This is a genomic window from Salinivibrio kushneri (assembly GCF_005280275.1).
Taxonomy (GTDB): domain Bacteria; phylum Pseudomonadota; class Gammaproteobacteria; order Enterobacterales; family Vibrionaceae; genus Salinivibrio; species Salinivibrio kushneri.
In genome coordinates, this window is record NZ_CP040021.1 from 155,734 (window position 1) to 172,816 (window position 17,083).

General features: G+C 45.3%; 13 protein-coding genes. All 13 read left to right on the plus strand.

What is annotated here, in order from left to right:
* The 13 genes from FCN78_RS00735 to FCN78_RS00795 all read left to right on the plus strand — a co-directional run bounded on the left by FCN78_RS00735 (position 1) and on the right by FCN78_RS00795 (position 16,754).
* Positions 1-558 carry a TRAP transporter small permease subunit gene (locus FCN78_RS00735; protein ID WP_069361934.1) on the plus strand — a complete coding sequence of 186 codons (558 nt, stop codon included), beginning with the start codon at positions 1-3 and terminating at the stop codon, positions 556-558.
* Positions 551-1,867, plus strand: coding sequence for a TRAP transporter large permease (locus FCN78_RS00740; protein ID WP_077578197.1), 1,317 nt, complete (start codon positions 551-553; stop codon positions 1,865-1,867). The genes FCN78_RS00735 and FCN78_RS00740 overlap by 8 nt, the downstream gene beginning before the upstream one ends.
* A gap of 79 nt (positions 1,868-1,946) precedes the next feature.
* Positions 1,947-2,447, plus strand: a complete 501-nt coding sequence (locus tag FCN78_RS00745) for a gluconokinase (RefSeq protein ID WP_077659128.1) — start codon at positions 1,947-1,949, stop codon at positions 2,445-2,447.
* Entirely contained in the window at positions 2,444-3,934 is a 1,491-nt protein-coding gene (gene gndA / locus FCN78_RS00750; RefSeq protein ID WP_077659129.1) for an NADP-dependent phosphogluconate dehydrogenase, read from the plus strand. Before FCN78_RS00745 ends, gndA begins: the two co-directional genes overlap by 4 nt.
* A 109-nt stretch (positions 3,935-4,043) precedes the next feature.
* Positions 4,044-5,045: a gluconate operon transcriptional repressor GntR gene (gene gntR, locus FCN78_RS00755; protein WP_077659130.1), complete on the plus strand. Its 1,002-nt coding sequence runs from the start codon at positions 4,044-4,046 to the stop codon at positions 5,043-5,045.
* 408 nt (positions 5,046-5,453) lie between these two features.
* Positions 5,454-5,978, plus strand: a complete 525-nt coding sequence (gene abiEi, locus FCN78_RS00760) for a type IV toxin-antitoxin system AbiEi family antitoxin (protein ID WP_077659132.1) — start codon at positions 5,454-5,456, stop codon at positions 5,976-5,978.
* A gap of 28 nt (positions 5,979-6,006) precedes the next feature.
* Positions 6,007-6,894 (plus strand): nucleotidyl transferase AbiEii/AbiGii toxin family protein, encoded by an 888-nt coding sequence (locus FCN78_RS00765; RefSeq protein ID WP_077659133.1) that lies wholly within the window; start codon positions 6,007-6,009, stop codon positions 6,892-6,894.
* A gap of 194 nt (positions 6,895-7,088) precedes the next feature.
* A complete protein-coding gene (gene rhuM / locus FCN78_RS16175; RefSeq protein ID WP_201258656.1) occupies positions 7,089-7,295 on the plus strand; it encodes a RhuM family protein in 207 nt (68 codons plus the stop codon).
* Between the two features lie 487 nt (positions 7,296-7,782).
* Positions 7,783-9,309, plus strand: a complete 1,527-nt coding sequence (locus FCN78_RS00775; RefSeq protein ID WP_077659135.1) for a DNA cytosine methyltransferase — start codon at positions 7,783-7,785, stop codon at positions 9,307-9,309.
* Positions 9,310-9,548: 239 nt separating this feature from the next.
* The gene (locus FCN78_RS00780; protein ID WP_077659137.1) at positions 9,549-11,033 is read left to right on the plus strand and encodes an ATP-binding protein; all 1,485 of its coding nucleotides are present in this window, start codon (positions 9,549-9,551) and stop codon (positions 11,031-11,033) included.
* Entirely contained in the window at positions 11,023-13,725 is a 2,703-nt protein-coding gene (locus FCN78_RS00785; RefSeq protein WP_077659138.1) for a Z1 domain-containing protein, read from the plus strand. Before FCN78_RS00780 ends, FCN78_RS00785 begins: the two co-directional genes overlap by 11 nt.
* Positions 13,715-14,686: a PD-(D/E)XK motif protein gene (locus FCN78_RS00790; protein ID WP_201258654.1), complete on the plus strand. Its 972-nt coding sequence runs from the start codon at positions 13,715-13,717 to the stop codon at positions 14,684-14,686. The genes FCN78_RS00785 and FCN78_RS00790 overlap by 11 nt, the downstream gene beginning before the upstream one ends.
* Position 14,687: 1 nt before the next feature.
* Entirely contained in the window at positions 14,688-16,754 is a 2,067-nt protein-coding gene (locus FCN78_RS00795; protein WP_077659140.1) for an AIPR family protein, read from the plus strand.
* Positions 16,755-17,083 lie beyond the last annotated feature (329 nt).

Below are 17,083 nucleotides of genomic sequence, written 5' to 3' on the forward strand. Positions count from 1 at the left end.
ATGACTGAACAAACGCCTCATACCCCGCCCGAGCCCGACGAGCACCCAAGAAACGTACTCGATAGGGCGATCATTAAGGTGAGCCATTTATTAAGTTGGCTATTTATCGCCACCGTTTTTATCTCGTTTTACGAAGTGGTGATGCGCTACCTGTTTGATTCACCCACCACCTGGGTACATGAAACCGCCTCATTTATCGGCGGCTCCTTGTTCATTATCGGTGGCATTTATGCCTTCGCGGCCAATCGCCATGTGCGTGTCGTCCTGATTTACGACGCGGTGTCGTCACAAACGCGCAAATACCTCAACCTGGTTCATCACCTCGTCGGACTCGCGTTTGCCAGCATGCTGGCCTATTCATCCTACTCGCTTGCCAAGGAAGCCTGGTTTGCGCCTTGGGGCGAATTACGGCTTGAGACCTCGGGGTCTGTGCTCAATGCGCCCTATCCGGCGCTGCTTAAAGGGCTGATTTTTATCGCGCTGTGTATTCTCGTGATCCAGTTTGTATTGCATCTCATCCAAGAGCTGATGGGGCTGAGGAACAAAGACGATGTTTGATTTATCTTCGATTGGACTGGCATGGGGAAGCCTGCTCATGCTGGTGATGCTGATTGGATTGCTACTCACTGGGATGCAATTGGCGTTTGTGTCTGGGTTTGTGGCGATCTTTTTTACCCTCTTTTGGTTTGGCCCCGAGGCGATGCCATTAATTGCCAGCCGCACCTATAGCTTTGCCTCCGGTTACGTCTTCTTAGCCGTGCCGATGTTCGTATTAATGGCGGCACTGCTTGACCGGTCAGGCATTGCCAAAGATCTTTTCGATGCCATGAAATCTCTAGGGCGCAAAGTGAGAGGTGGGGTCGCGGTTCAAACCATTTTAGTCGCGGTGCTGCTAGCTTCTATGTCTGGCGTGATTGGCGGTGAAACCGTGCTATTGGGGATCTTGGCGTTACCGCAAATGCTCCGCCTTGGTTATGATCGCAAGCTGGCGATCGGTACCACCTGTGCCGGGGGCGCGCTGGGGACCATGCTGCCGCCCAGTATCGTACTGATTATTTACGGCATGACCGCCAGTGTATCGATTGGCGATTTGTTCAAGGCATCCTTTCTCCCCGCCTTTATTCTTGCCGCCTGTTACATCGCTTATGTGTTGATTCGCTGTAAGTTAAACCCATCTCTGGCACCGATCCCAAGCGACAGCGGCGAAGAAGAGGAGCCGCAAGTGAGCTACTTTAAAGCGCTATTTTTCCCGCTTTTCTCGGTAGCCGTGGTACTTGGCAGTATTTACACTGGGGTGGCCTCGGTCACTGAAGCATCGGCGCTTGGCGTGGTGGGGATCATGCTGTCTGCGATTGTCCGTGGTGAGATGAACCTTTCGATGCTCAAAGAGAGCGCGATTGCCACCATGCGCACTTGCGGGATGATCATGTGGATTGGCATTGGTGCCAGCGCCCTGGTGGGAATCTACAACCTGATGGGCGGGATTGATTTTGTTGAACAAGTGATCCTGAGCCTAAGTGGCGGCAGTGCGATAGGTACCTTGCTTATCATGATGGTGATCTTACTCGTTTTAGGAATGTTTTTAGACTGGGTCGGGGTGGCGCTGTTAACCATGCCGATCTTTGTGCCCATTATCACCGGGCTTGGTTTTGACCCCATTTGGTTCGGGGTGGTGTTCTGCCTCAACATGCAGGTGTCGTTCCTTTCGCCACCATTTGGACCCGCTGCCTTCTACCTTAAATCGGTGGCCCCGAAAGACATCAGTCTTGGTGAAATCTTTACCTCACTCCTGCCTTTTATCGCCCTGCAAGTGTTCGTGCTGTCATTGGTGATTATCTTCCCTGAGTTGGCAATGTGGTGGCAATGATCATGGTATTAAAACAGCAATATCGAGTTCTCAAGGTGTTATCGCTGGTGTGTGGCCTAGCTAAGGGTTGTGGTGTGCAATGAAAGTAAAAAAACTATTAATCATGGGGGTTTCAGGGTGCGGCAAAAGCCTGATTGGCAGTGAAATTGCCCGTGCACTCGACCTGCCTTTTTATGACGGTGATGATTATCATCCCGCTGACAATGTAGAAAAAATGCGGCAAGGGATCCCTCTGACTGATGCTGACCGTAGTGGCTGGTTGCGCACTTTGAACCGCCTGTACACCGACAACGAAGCGGCGGTGATTGCCTGCTCAGCATTAAAACCGGAGTACCGCGACGTTCTGCGACAAAACAACCCAGAGTTAGTGATTGTCTACCTGCAAGGGGATTACGCCACGATTTGGTCACGGCTACAAAAACGGGCTAACCACTATTTTCATGGTGAAGCCATGCTGCGTAGCCAATTTGACGCCTTGGTCGAGCCCAGTGCTGAAGAGGCCTTGTTTGTCGATATCTCTTGCTCCGTCGACACCGTGGTCGCGCACGCGTTGCAACAAATAAAGGAGATGGAGTCATGATGCCATCACAGATAAGTCTGGTTGGATTAGGTGTGATGGGGAAAAGCCTGGCTTTTAACCTTGTCGATCATGGCTTTAATGTCGCAGGCTTTGATATTGATCCGCATCACCGGCAAGCGGCGCATGAGGCCGCGCTACCCCTGAATATGGCGTCGGGAAAAGGCCAGCTAACGGTGGTCGATTCGCTATCTCAGCTGCTGGCCTGTTTGCAAACGCCGCGCGTTATCGCCTTGTCGGTGCCCGCCGGCGAGGTGATCGACACGGTGATCCGTGAGTTGCTAGCAGCGGGACTTGCACCTGACGATATTGTTATCGACACCGGCAACAGCCTGTGGACGGATAGTGAGCGACGCGCTCGCGACTACCAAGGGCAGTTGCGCTTTTTTAACACTGCCATCTCCGGTGGGGAAGTGGGCGCGCGTACCGGCCCCTCGCTGATGGCCAGTGGTGATGCGTCAGCGTGGGCGCAGGTTAAACCCATGTGGTTGGCGATTGCGGCAAAAGTGGATCACGCCGGTCAGCCTGTGGGCCAGTTTGAGCAGGGGGAGCCGTGTGCCGCTTATTTAGGCGGGGCGGGGGTGGGTCATTATGTCAAGATGGTACATAACGGCATTGAATATGCGGACATGCAGTTAATTGCGGAAGCGTATCATTTTATGTCGCAAGCACTAGGACTGTCGGCGGTAGAAATTGGCCACTGTTTTGCTCGTTGGAACCAAGGGCCGCTCAATAGTTACTTGATGGCAATCAGCGCCGAGATCTTGCAAACCCCAGACCCTATCACAGGTAAGCCGTTCGTCGAGGTGGTGCTGGATAAAGCCGGCCAAAAGGGGACAGGCATGTGGACAGCAGTGAATGCGCTGCAAACTGGTGTCGCGGCCCCGACCATTGCCCAGGCGGTGTTTGCACGCGCCCAAAGTGGCTTAAAAGCGGTGCGAGTGGCGGCAGCGAAAACCCGCACCAACCCAGCGTCTGTTGCGTATGATGATATTGATACACAGCTTGAAAACCTACACGACGCCCTGTATTGCGCCAAATTATCGGTGTATGCCCAAGGGTTTGATCTGATCAACACCACCGCGCAGCAACAAGGCTGGACACTGGATTTTGCGCAAATTGCCAAGATTTGGCGCGCAGGGTGCATTATCCGCGCACAATGTTTAAGCGAGATTGCCAGCGCGTATCAACAGACGCCAGATGTCGCTAACTTGCTTCTTGTCGCGCCCTTTGCCGAGGCGGTGAACCGCCAAGCTCCCGGCTGGCGCGCGACCGTTGCCAGTGCCGCACAAGCAGCGGTGCCTATTCCCGCGATGACGGCGTCATTGAGTTATTTTGATGCCCTATACAGCGAGGTGTTACCCGCTAACTTGCTTCAGGCTCAGCGCGACTATTTTGGCGCTCATGGCTATGCACGCGTGGATGACGATGAGTCACGCCAGTACCATTTAACCTGGAGTGAGCAGCCAAAGCGCCAGCAAATACGATAATAGAAGGCGCGCTGTGATGGGCGCGCCTTTTTGTTACACGTAACAACAAAAAGGGTCAAAGAGTGGGTATGATGGAGCCAAAACAAGACTGCATCAACGACAGACCCAGATGGCGAATAAGAAAAAGCGACCGACATTACAAGACATTGCCGACCGAGTCGGCGTCACCAAAATGACAGTAAGCCGCTGTTTACGCGATCCGGCGATGGTCTCGGACGCCGCCCGTGAAAAAATCCAATTGGCGGTAGAGGAGCTGGGTTATATTCCCAACCGCGCCCCCGATATTCTCTCCAATGCGAAATCCCATGCGATTGGCGTGCTGGTGCCTTCCCTGACCAACCAAGTCTTTGCCGAAGTGATCCGCGGGATTGAATCCGTCACCTCACCAGAGGGCTATCAAACCATGATTGCCCACTACAGCTACAGCGCCGCGCTCGAGGAGCAGAGCATTGAGTCTTTGCTCTCGTATAACGTCGATGCGATCATTTTGTCCGAAAATGTGCATACCGATAGAGCGCGCAAAATGCTGCAAACCGCCTCGATTCCGGTGATTGAAATCATGGATAGCGTATCGCCACGCATCGAGCAAGCGGTCGGTTTTGACAACACCAAAGCCTCGCGCGATATGACTAAGGCCCTGATTGAAAAAGGCCGCCAATGCATCGCGTATTTTGCCGCCCGTATGGATGAACGCACGCGCCTAAAGCTGGAGGGCTATCATCAAGCGATTGCTCAAACCCAGCAAACGCCGATCAGCCTGCAGACTGAAGACGCCTCATCATTTACCTTAGGGGCCAAGTTACTCGGTCAGCTGCTTGAATTACATTCCGAGGTGGATGGCATTGTTTGCACCAACGATGACCTGGCGATTGGTGCTTTATATGAATGCCAACGACGCGGGATCAAGGTGCCGGAACACATTGCGATTGCCGGTTTTCACGGTCACGACATCAGCCAAGCCATGCTCCCCAAACTGGCGACAGTGATCACCCCCCGAGAAGAAATCGGCCGTGTCGCCGCCACCGAGCTTATCGCCCGACTCCGCGGCGCCGACACCTGGCCGAGCCACATCGATCTTGGCTACCGCATCGAACACGGGGAGAGTATTTGAGGTAGGAGCCATGGCACAGCGGTGAGGCGTTGTCTGTGAAAGCGTTAACCGCTATTTATCGCCAGCGTGAGCCTGGTTGCCAGCAAGCGCACGAGCAAGCAAATCGCACTTGCCCTAGTGGCTACGATGCGGCATCACGCTATTTGCATCAGCTCTTTGAGGCCTATCAGCTTCACGATAATTCTGCGTCCTTTGAACGGTGGTTTAAGCGCTTTGTAGCAGCTAATAGCCGTCGTAAGGTGTTATTAGCAAAATTATCGTTCAGTTTTGATTGGCTGAAAGCCTTTTTGTCCGCCTATAGGTCTACACATTGTTACCTATAAAGTAACTTTGTGTAGACCATTTTCTTGCGCTGGTTTAATAATAGGTCTACGCTAAGTGAGTTATTTGGTAATTTAGTGTAGACCTATGGCAAAGTCTGATGAGCTACTAAACGTATTCGCAAAAGCGGTTCGCGCTGGCGGAGGCGTTCACAGTGCAGCTGAGCTTGCTTTTATGTTGGGTGTGCCCTGTGATCCTGCTTTTAGAAAACTCCTCGCAGATAGCGTAAAAAAGGGCTTGCTAAGACGGGTGGTAAAAGGGTTCTATGAAAGCATGATTACCCCTCCTGAGCCTGAGACGGCTATTTATAAAATCATCAAAAAGTTACGTAGTGGGGTATTGAATTACATCAGCTTGGAAAGCCAGCTCAGTCATACCGGTGATATTTCGCAAATTGTGATGGGCAGGACCACGGTAGTGACTAAAGGTCGAAGTGGTTGTTTTAATACGCCTTATGGCGTGATCGAATTTACCCATACTAAAAGGCCAGTCGAAAAAATCGCCCCTAATTTATACTATGACCCCGACATCCAAATGTATCGCGCATTCAAAGAACAAGCGATTGCAGATCTAAAGCACTGCCGCCGCAATCTACATATGCTGGAGAGCTAAGTATGGGGGAGCGTGTAGGAGATAGCGTATGCTGAAGCAACAAATTCGCCAAATCGTACAGTCAAACCCTGACTATGCATCAGTCACGCCCGTGATCGAAAAAGAGATCTTGCATCATGACATTATGGATGTGCTGATCAAGCAAGGCGTTCTGCAGCGGTTAACCTTTATTGGCGGCACCTCACTACGCATGTGCTACAACAGCAGTCGATTGTCAGAAGATCTTGATTTCAACGGTGGCCATGACTTCAAACCGTCCGAGTTTGAGGGGCTGGAGTCTGAGATACAGACTTATATCCAAAATAAGTATGAAACTGAAGTGTGGGTCAACAAGCCCTCTGGCGAGCAGCAAGGGGATACCGTTTCGTGGAAGGTTAGTATCGTGAAAGCGCCTAATCGTCCTGATTTACCAAGACAAAAAATGCATATTGACGTCTGTGCCATACCTTCATTCGATATCGAAAAGCGTCCTTTAATCAATCATTACGATATGGTTGTACCGACAGAAGGTATCTTAGTTCCTGTTCAATCACTACAAGAAACATTGGCCGATAAGCTTATTGCATTAGCGTATCGAGCAAGGCGTATCAAGCCTCGTGATATTTGGGATATTGTTTGGATTAAGCAGCGCGGGATTGATTTATCCAAGATATTGGTTGAGAAGAAACTCAACGCCCGACACAAGCAAACAGATGACTTTCGACAGGCGCTGTCTGCTGCGTTAACCAAGCTAATGTCGGAAGAGGAAGTACACAATGACTTCAATATGGAAATGAGCCGTTTTATCCCTCAGAAAATTAAAGAAAGAACCATCGATAACTCAGAGTATTGGGCATACGTTCAGGGTGAGGTAACAGCCATCGCATCTGAGTTACTTGATGACGGCACACCCAAAAATCCATTTGATATGGGCTAGCTTTACATCGTCGAGCGGCATTAACTAGGCCGATAGGCAAACCGCTTTCGCTGCAAACACCAGTGACCAACGCGCCACATTTCCCAGTAAATAAATATATTAAAATCATATATCTAGATCGAATGGAGAATGTAAGGATATTTACTGAGATCGAAAAGTCTACGAAGAAGCAGTGGTGTGCATAAGCGTGTTCTATCAATTATGCAGAAGGTAAATTAGACGAAAATGCAGTTGTTCGGTTTTACCGAACAACTGCGTCAGGCGGTAAGTCTGATAACATTCAACACCTTGGCCTGTCCTTGGTGATAGCCGTTAGTTATCGAGTTCGCTCGAGTCGTGGTGCTGAGTTTCGTCAATGGGAACGCAAACTCTCCAAGCATACCTCATTAAAGGGTTTGTAATGGATGACGAGCACCTAAAAATCCATCCATTGGTCACTTTCAGTGTCCACGCCTATGCACGCGCTAAAAGATGATGCGCCGCTCCGTATCACCTTACCTTGAGTTAACAGCCTAAGCGCCAGTATGTACGACAACGAAAAGCGCGTGTCGTGACGGATGAGGCTTTTCGTTATCTGTAACAACAAAACGGTGTAAAGAGTGGGTATGATGGATTCAAACAAGACTACATCAACGAAAGACCTCAGATTGTGATTAAGATAACAGCGCCAAATTCTAAGATATTGCCGATCGCGTCGCCGCCACCGAGCTTATCGCCCGACTCCGCGGCGCCGACACCTGGCCGAGCTACATCGATCTTGGCTACCGCATCGAACACGGGGAGAGTATTTGAGATGAAGCGTGGCAGAAAAGGGACTACAAAGCGGTTGTTTATATCGATTGGCCTAGTATTATTCTCGGGCATTTTTACTTGTAGTAGTGTTACATCATGAGAGCCGATGAAATTCTTGTAATTGACCTGTTTGCTGGCCCTGGAGGGCTTGGTGAGGGGATCTCGTCTGTTACAGACGAAAATGGATATCGTCCTTTTAAAATAGGCCTCTCGGTGGAAAAAGAGTCGTCGGCTCATTTGACGCTGACAACGCGCGCACTATATCGGAAACTTAAAGAAAATAAACAGGGTTTACAGAGTTATCACGATTACCTATGTGGTCAAATAACGCGCGAGAAGCTGTTTGATCAGCATCCTGAAGAAGCAGAAGCCGCTCGAACTGAGACACTATACAAACCAAGAGCTCTGGGTGACGATAACGAGTTTATTCACGAAAGAATTAAACAGTTAGTCAATGCTCATGGTAATAGGCCCAAAATCGTTATTGGGGGGCCGCCTTGTCAAGCATACTCGTTGGTCGGTCGCTCAAGAAATGCGGGAATAAAAGACTATAAGGCTGAGACTGATAAGAGAAACTTTTTGTACAAAGAGTACTTGAAAGTGCTATCAATAGCCCAGCCGGATGTGTTCGTCATGGAAAATGTCAGGGGGATCCTTTCTGCCAAGGTTAAAGATAAGCCAATATTCCCCCAGATGCTTAAAGACTTACGTAACCCTGAACAAGTGACGGCCATACATGGAGCGAAATATAACGTTTACTCTCTAGTTAAGCCTGCTAATGATCCTGCCAACCCAGATTATGATAAGACGAGCGATTTTCTTATTAAGGCGGAGGACTATGGTGTGCCTCAGGCGAGACATCGAGTAATTTTACTGGGCGTGCGAGAAGACATTGATAAATATCCTGATACTTTGTTGCCAAGTAGTGAACACGTTACTGTTGAGCAGGCAATTTCTGACTTGCCAAAATTAAGAAGTGGACTATCTAAGCAAAAAGATGACAACAAGGCTTGGGAGAAGATCGTTGAAAGGCATGCCAAAACAGTAAAACGGCTCCTTAGTAAATCCTTCTCGAATACAGAAGAGCTAGATTTAAAGCCGAGAAAAGGTTTATCTCGAAGTAGTAAGGATATTGCTGGTGTGGACCCAAAGGTCCCTAGGCACCTTTGGGATTGGTATATAGATAATAAACCCAAATGTGTTCTAAATCATGAGACCCGCGCCCATATGGAGAGTGACTTGTTGCGCTATGCATATAGCTCTGCATATACCTACCTCAGTGGTGGCTCTTCACCAAAATCTAAGAGCTTTCCAGATCAGTTAGCTCCTGCTCATGGTAACTGGAAAACTGGCGCGCACGACGATAGGTTCCGTACTCAAGCAGCTAATAAGTGCTCTACAACGGTAACGAGCCACATGTCAAAAGATGGTCACTACTTTATTCACTATGATCCTAAACAATGCCGTAGCTTAACCGTGCGTGAAGCCGCGCGATTACAGACGTTCCCAGATAACTACAAGTTTGAAGGGAATAGAACGCAGCAGTATGTACAGGTAGGAAATGCTGTGCCACCATATTTGGCACAGCAGATAGGCAAGGTTGTACTGGAGTTACTCCGTTAAAAATTAATTTAGATGAGAGTAACCTGGAGTACCGATACGGCGGAATCCGCGTATGCCCAAAACACGAATGGAGTATTGGAGACAAAAGCTTGAACGAACTGTTCAGCGAGACAAAGAAAAGAACAGGGAATTAGCTGTTGATGGTTGGCACGTTTTTACTGCTTGGGAATGTGAGTCAAAGGAAGCTCCGGGAAAGATCGTAGAACAGATTCATAAGTTTTTAAGGGAGTGAAAAGTTAATGGCCAGAGAGTATACATTGCCACCAAGTGCTTCGTCATTGTCTGAGTCTATGAGAGACCTTGGATATTCCTTGGCGACAGCTGTTTCTGACATAATAGATAACAGTATCACGGCTGGATCGACTGAAGTCGATGTCTACTGTGATTTGACTTGTGAAGAGCCGACACTGGTTATCATAGATAACGGAAGTGGAATGACACAGGACGAACTTCTACTTGCAATGAAACATGGCTCAGCTAACCCCAAGCAGACTAGAGAGCCTAATGATCTGGGTCGCTTTGGTTTGGGTTTGAAAACAGCTTCATTTTCACAATGTAGAAATTTGACGGTCGTCAGCTCGATAAATTCAATAGTTTGTGGAGCTGAATGGGATCTAGATCATGTAAGTAAGAGAGACGAATGGTGCCTGTCAATTCTGGATGACGGTGATATCAAAAAAATACCGTACTTAGGGCACTTAGGTGAGACTGGTACAGCGGTTGTCTGGACTAAGTTAGATCGGTTGTTTGAAGACCAGTATGGTAGCAAGCGAGATGAAGTTGTTTTTGAAAAACTAGATCTCGTTGAACGCCATTTGTCTCTGGTTTTTCATAGGTTTCTAGCTGGTGAAGTTAAACATCATCCCAAACTTAGCATTCGTATAAATGGTAACCCCACAGATGCATTCGATCCATTCTGTCGAAAAATAAAAGCGACGCAGATACTGCCAAAGGAAATAGTCCGCGTTGATGGTATGGAAGTAGTTATTCAGCCATACATCCTACCGCATCATAGCAAGCTCACGGCGAAGGAATATGATTTCTACGAAGATCGTAGCAGCTTCATCTCAAATCAGGGAGCATATATCTACCGAAATGGCAGGCTTATGGCTTGGGGAGACTGGTTCAGGTTAGTTCCCAAAGGTGAAGCGACCAAGCTTGCTAGAGTTCAGATTGATTTTCCAAATGCTCTAGATGAAAGCTGGACAATTGATATTAAAAAATCGCGAGCAAGACCGCCGCATGAAGTTAGAGAAAGACTTAGACAGATATTATCTAAGGTTACTGGCACAAGCACCAGAATTCATCGAGGTAGAGGGCAGAAGCTTTTCCAAGATTCTCCTGAGTCAATTTGGGAGCGTTATGGTGATAGAAATCGAGTTCGTTTTGAGTTGAATTTATCTCATCCTCTTTTGCAAATATTAAAAGAGGGGTTGTCAGACCAACAGTCTTCAACTTTACGTTCATATCTGGAAGCTGTTTCAGCAGCAATTCCGGTAGAGATGATCTACTCGGATTACTCTTCAGCGCCTAAAAGCGTTGATCAATTCTCAATAGAGAAAAACAATGTTTTACAAAAGCTCGAAGAGCTTAGAAAGTCCTTATTTGGTTCTGGTGAGATGAATGTTGATATGTTTCGGAATGTTATTGATTCTGTACGTATGTTTGATGCTCACAAGGAGCTGGTGGAACAATATTTTGAAGGAATAAAAAATGGAAAATGAGAAAGAGAATTTGGAGGCAAAAAAAAATTTTACTGTTTCATTGATCACTGCAGCAAAAACGCGTTGGTCAGAGTATGTTCCAAAACGCGAAGAAGTTGATGCTTTAGCAGTAGATCTGGCAAAGGTGTTAGGTCTTGACGAAGGTGATGCAATCAGTTGTGCAAAGGAAGCCTACTATGAAATAGATTCTCGAATGGGGTTGGGTGTTTCACTTGTCGATCCCGAAGCAACTCATGATAAAGAGTGGGTATATAAGCGTAAAGATATTGAATGGTATTATTCTGATGCATATGAAAAGCATCTTAAGAAAGAGAAATGGTCTCCTACAGTAGTTCAGTCTTTGAGTGATGTAGGTACGAAAATACTTGGCCATCTTCAAGATCCAACGTCGCCTGGTGTGTGGGATAGACGTGGATTGGTTATTGGTCACGTGCAATCGGGTAAAACTGCGAATTACTTGGGGTTGGTGGCAAAAGCGGCAGATGCTGGATACAAATTCATTATTGTAATCGCAGGTGTTCATAATAACCTCCGTAAACAGACGCAGGAACGAGTTGATGAAGGCTTTGTTGGTAGGACACGCGTTGAAGACAAGTGGAAAATTGTTGGTGTTGGTCATGACGATTATCCGCATCCAGCAACTTTGACTAACATATATGCAGATTTTAATAAGAGGACAGCAGATCACAGTGGTTGGAGTATCAACGACTTTAGTCAGCCGGTGATACTCGTTATTAAAAAAAATGTTTCAACATTAAAATCACTACACCGTTGGTTAGATGAATTGAATTCTAAAGGGCATGGAAAAATTAAGGACGTTCCTATGCTGATGATCGATGATGAAGCTGATAACGCGTCGATCAATACTAAAAAGGAAGATACTGACCCTACACAAACAAACCGAAGAATTAGAGAAATTTTAAGTTTATTTGATAAGTCTTGTTACGTAGGGTACACAGCAACTCCGTTCGCTAATATTTTCATTAACCCCGATGCATATGGTGATGAACAGTTGCGAGAAGAGCTCTTTCCTCGGGACTTTATTTATTGTCTTGATGCTCCGACAACATATTTTGGTCCTGACAGGGTTTTTTTGGATGAGGATAGTTCTGATCGAATTTTGGAAACAATTGATGATGCAGAGAACTACATTCCTTTCGTCCATAAAAAAGATTTCGATGTTCAAGATCTTCCTCCATCGCTTTATAGGGCTATACGGCAATTTGTTGTAGTAAAAGCGATCAGAAAGATAAGAAGGCAAGATGAAAAGCATTGCTCAATGCTTGTCAATGTGTCGAGGTTTGTGGATGTTCAAAAGTTAGTTCGCACACACATCAGCGTATATCTAAAAAAACTGAAGGAAGCTATCAAGGCAAACTATTTGATGCCGGATTCAGTCTCTCAAAAAAATGAAAACATGGAAAAGTTGAAGCAGGTTTTTGAAGCTGGTTTTAACGATGCAGATGTTTCTTGGGAAGAACTAAAACGTGCTTTGTATGATGCTGTTGAATCCATAAGAACTTTTGTTGTTAACAGTAAGTCCGATGAGCCACTTGATTACAAGAAATATGAAAGAGATGGTCATGGTTTAACAGCTATTGCTGTAGGTGGTTTAAGTCTTTCACGTGGTCTTACAATTGAGGGCCTATGTATTAGTTACATGTACAGAAATACTCGAATGTACGACACGCTTATGCAGATGGGGCGTTGGTTCGGTTATCGTTCAGGTTATGATGATTTGTGCAGGGTTCACTTACCCCAAGACTCCATAGATTGGTATTCACACATTGCAATATCTTCAGAAGATTTGCGTGATCAGGTTATTCAAATGAGGCTTGACGGTCTAAGTCCTAAAGATTTCGGTTTATACGTGATGTCCCATCCTGATACTTTGTTAGTTACTGCTGCTAATAAGATGAGGTCTGCTGAAAGCATAACTGTTAGGCAAAACTACAGTGAAAAAGCTGTTGAAAGTGACATTCTTCCAAACGAGAGGTCAATAAACGACTTTAATCAGAGGCTGATCGCTGAGTATTGGAAAGAGAACTTTGGTGTGGAAGATAGAAAAATATTACCAACTGTAGGTGGGAAGGGTTGGTATTTAGGTGATGTTGATACGAATAAAATAGTCGAATTTTTAAACCAATTTAAGTGCTCACCTAAGACATCGGAAAAGCGGAATTTTGCTTTAAAGTATTTGAATTCAATCATAAATAAATACGCATGTTCTGATGTGGCTTTAGTATCAGAAAAGCCTGGTACATTAGAGCATGACTATACCTTGTCTCCAAGAACTCGCAGGGCGACCTTTGTTAAAGGTGAAAGCAACTGGAGGGTGAATCAAGCGCGCGTTGGAGGAAGACATGAGCATTATGGGTTGTCCCAAGAGCAAAGAGATGCCGCGATGGAGAAAGCGGTCGCTGATGCTAAGGAAAAAGGAAGGGATATAAAGAAACCAGCAGACAGGTACTATAGAGTTGAAAGAAATAAGCCCCTCCTTATCATTTATAACTTGAATCTGGTTGATGGCGATAACGAAAACGTTTCTGTTCCTGCATTCGTTCTTAGCTTCCCCAAAGTAGATTACTTTCATACTGTTTCAGTAGTGGCGAATAGAGTTTACTTGGAAAAATCTATTGGAATAGATCTAGACACTTTGATCCAAGATGAGGTCGAAGACGATGATGAATAGATTTAGACCTTGGGATGATATTAAAACTCCTTCAGAAGACTTGAGTGTAAGGCTAATAAGAGAAAGTAAACATCTTCCGTTGTACTGGGGAAAGGACTCTAGTGGTCACTGTATTTTTATTTATGAAATGAGTGAAGATGGAACAGAGTTCTTCCAGAAAAACTTGGTATCGATCCATGGCATAAATATTGACTACAGAATGCTAAGCACAACGGGAAATCAAGGCCTGATTTTGGTTCTTGAGAAGCATGTCGACCAAGACCTCTTTTACAGCTTATGCGAAACGTTGGTGCAGGAACTTTCTGAGATCTCAGACCCATTGGTTGGGTTGTCTGTTGCCCTGTCCCAAATAAAACGCTGGAAAGCATTTATGGCAGGGAAGAAAGGCTGGGTGCTTAGTGCAGAAGAAGTAAGGGGGCTTTTCAGTGAACTTAAGTTCCTGGTACAAATGCTAAGTGAAATGAATAATGAGCTAGACGCGTTAGAAGCATGGCAGGGACCTGAAACCTCTCATCAGGATTTTATATTTTCCGATACTGCTGTTGAAGTTAAATCTCTTTCCGGTCGTGAGAGAAATACAGTTAAAATTTCATCAGAAGATCAACTTGAAAGTTTGAGCAGTAGCTTGTTTCTCAAAGTATTTAGATTGATTGACATGCCCGAATCAAACGCTTCAACTTCCTTGAACGAGTTAGTAAAGGCGGTTGAGAAAAGCCTCACTGACGCTGAAGCTATAGAGATGTTTGGTACAAAGCTGGCTAAAGCTGGCTATGTGAAAATGCTTGCTTACGATAAGCCTAAATTTATTGTCACTGAAGAGCAAACATACCATGTCGACCGTGAGTTTCCAAAGATCGTAAGAACTGAATTACATACAGGCCTTACGAGAGTTGGTTATGAAATTAAGTTAGAAAGCGTTCGAGACTTTTTATGCGCAGATAAGGATGTATGGGGAAGGTAAAATGGAACAAACCATCCAAGATTTTTTTCATGATTTCAAGCAGGACTTGTTAGCTGGGGCGGAGGCCAGTAGTAGCTTTCAATTGTCGCAGTTTGTAGAAACCGTTGCTCATGAGTTGATGGATACCGGGTTTTTGGGAGGGTTTGAGCTTTGTCACTATCGCGCACAAAGAGGAATGAGAGTTGATGGTTACTGGTTTAATGATGAGGGTACTTTAGATCTTATCATTGCAGATTTCGATTGTAGAGAGGAGTTGGCTTCTCTTACGGGGACCGAAGTAGATAGCACTTTTAAGCGAGTTACGAAGTTTTTTGAAGCAAGTAAACTCAAGGAGTTATTCAAAGATCTCGAAGAGACAGCCCCGGAATATGGGCTATCAAGGCAAGTTTATGATCGAGGACGCGCAATTCAAAAGGTAAATTTTTATCTGTTCTCTGAGCGAGTTTTGAGTGGTCGAGTAAGCGTCATTAAAGATGATGAGGTTTCAGGAGTTCCAGCATCGTATCATATTTGGGATGTTTCCAGGTTGCAGCGGCAACAAAGTTCCCGAGGCCAAAAGGAAATTCTTGATATAAATTTCCCTGAAACTTATGGAACAGGGATTTCGTGCTTGCCTGCACATTTAGGCTCAGATACTTACAAGTCTTACTTGATGGTAATTCCAGCAGCTATTTTATCATCAATGTATGAAAAATATGGAGCTCGATTATTAGAGCAAAACGTACGATGTTTTTTGCAGGCTCGAGGGAATGTTAATAAGGGGATAAGAAGTACCATTATCAATGAGCCGCAAATGTTCTTTGCCTATAATAATGGTATTACTGCCACAGCTCAGGAAGTAGAAGTTAGGCTAGGAAGTTCCGGACTTGAAGTGGTGCGGATGAAAGATCTTCAAATAGTAAATGGCGGTCAAACCACTGCTTCACTATTTCATACAAGTCGTAAAGATAAGATTTCCTTGGAAGGTGTTTTTGTTCAGATGAAGCTATCAATAATTGATAGCGAACAAAGTGAAGTCGTCGTGCCGAAGATTTCTGAATACGCAAACACTCAGAATAAAGTAAATGCTGCTGATTTCTTTTCAAATCATCCGTTTCATATTCGTATGGAAGAGTTCTCGAGGCGTATATGGGCCCCCGCTCAACAAGGGGCGCTAAGAGAGACAAAATGGTTTTATGAGCGTGCCCGTGGTCAATATACTGATGCGCAAAGCAAGCTAACTCAAGGCGAAAAGAAAAAGTTTCAGGCAGAAAACCCCAAACCACAGATGTTCACTAAAACTGATCTTGCTAAGTTTGAGAACGTTTGGGACGAAAATCCAAGATTCGTTAACCTTGGAGCTCAGAAAAACTTTGCTCAGTATGCCAAGCGTATTGGCTCTGAATGGGAAAAATCATCTAAATACTTTAACGAGTTTTATTACAAAAGAGCTATTGCTCGCGCCATCATTTTTAGAAAAACAGAAAAGTTGGTTTCAGCTCAGCCTTGGTATAATGGTGGTTATAGAGCAAACGTTGTTGCTTATACATTAGCACTATTGGGCTATTACTCTTCAACGCTCGACAAGTCTATAGATTTTATGCATATATGGAATAAGCAGCTTATATCAAATGATTTAGAAAGGGCCCTAGAAATAACTTCAGAGTTTGTCCATGATGAGATTACTCGACCGCCACAAGGAATATCTAACGTTACCGAGTGGTGTAAAAAGGAAGGGTGCTGGCAAAGGCTAAAAGAGAATTCAGAAAGCTTGGTTAAGCTATTGCCACAGGGTTTTAAAGACAGCCTTGTCTCACAAGAAGTTATACAGAATGAAAAAAAGCAGGCCCAAAAAATACAGAAAATGGACGATGGAATTGAGGCTCAAAAAGCGGTCTTAAAAATTGAGCCAAAACAATGGACTAGCCTGCTGCTTCAGTGTGGTTCTTTAGACGTTTTTACCGAGAAAGAGCTTGAAATTATGAGAGTCGCTACACAAATTCCTAAAAAAATACCAACGGAGAAACAAAGTAAGTTACTCATTGAAACCTTGAAGAAAGCTGAAAGTGAAGGGGTTGTAATAAAGTAAATCAACTGTATAGCAGCTTCACATCTTTGTCTCCTTTACAATAACTAAGACCGCGTATCTATCTAGATACGACTATCCTTTGAGGCTGTAGATGCTAAAAAACCTAAAAATCTAAAAACACCCATTTGGATTACTCTCCTCGTCGGCAACGCCCGATTGTATCATTAGCCATACGGCCACCCCTTGTACTCACTAATAGTTCGAGATTAGCAGTGAAAAATACTCACCAATTGAATGAAAACCCACCATAAAGTGAGTTTTTTAATTGGAGGTGTGTTTTTTGAGTGTTAGTGAGTTTTATTCAATATTCTGGATCTGCTCAAATAATA

Bases quoted from the DNA above. Each gene is read 5' to 3' on its own strand.
- FCN78_RS00735 (WP_069361934.1), top strand. From the start codon at position 1: ATGACTGAACAAACGCCTCATACCCCGCCCGAGCCCGACGAGCACCCA.
- FCN78_RS00740 (WP_077578197.1), top strand. From the start codon at position 551: ATGTTTGATTTATCTTCGATTGGACTGGCATGGGGAAGCCTGCTCATG.
- FCN78_RS00745 (WP_077659128.1), top strand. From the start codon at position 1,947: ATGAAAGTAAAAAAACTATTAATCATGGGGGTTTCAGGGTGCGGCAAA.
- gndA (WP_077659129.1), top strand. From the start codon at position 2,444: ATGATGCCATCACAGATAAGTCTGGTTGGATTAGGTGTGATGGGGAAA.
- gntR (WP_077659130.1), top strand. From the start codon at position 4,044: ATGGCGAATAAGAAAAAGCGACCGACATTACAAGACATTGCCGACCGA.
- abiEi (WP_077659132.1), top strand. From the start codon at position 5,454: ATGGCAAAGTCTGATGAGCTACTAAACGTATTCGCAAAAGCGGTTCGC.
- FCN78_RS00765 (WP_077659133.1), top strand. From the start codon at position 6,007: ATGCTGAAGCAACAAATTCGCCAAATCGTACAGTCAAACCCTGACTAT.
- FCN78_RS00775 (WP_077659135.1), top strand. From the start codon at position 7,783: ATGAGAGCCGATGAAATTCTTGTAATTGACCTGTTTGCTGGCCCTGGA.
- FCN78_RS00780 (WP_077659137.1), top strand. From the start codon at position 9,549: ATGGCCAGAGAGTATACATTGCCACCAAGTGCTTCGTCATTGTCTGAG.
- FCN78_RS00785 (WP_077659138.1), top strand. From the start codon at position 11,023: ATGGAAAATGAGAAAGAGAATTTGGAGGCAAAAAAAAATTTTACTGTT.
- FCN78_RS00790 (WP_201258654.1), top strand. From the start codon at position 13,715: ATGATGAATAGATTTAGACCTTGGGATGATATTAAAACTCCTTCAGAA.
- FCN78_RS00795 (WP_077659140.1), top strand. From the start codon at position 14,688: ATGGAACAAACCATCCAAGATTTTTTTCATGATTTCAAGCAGGACTTG.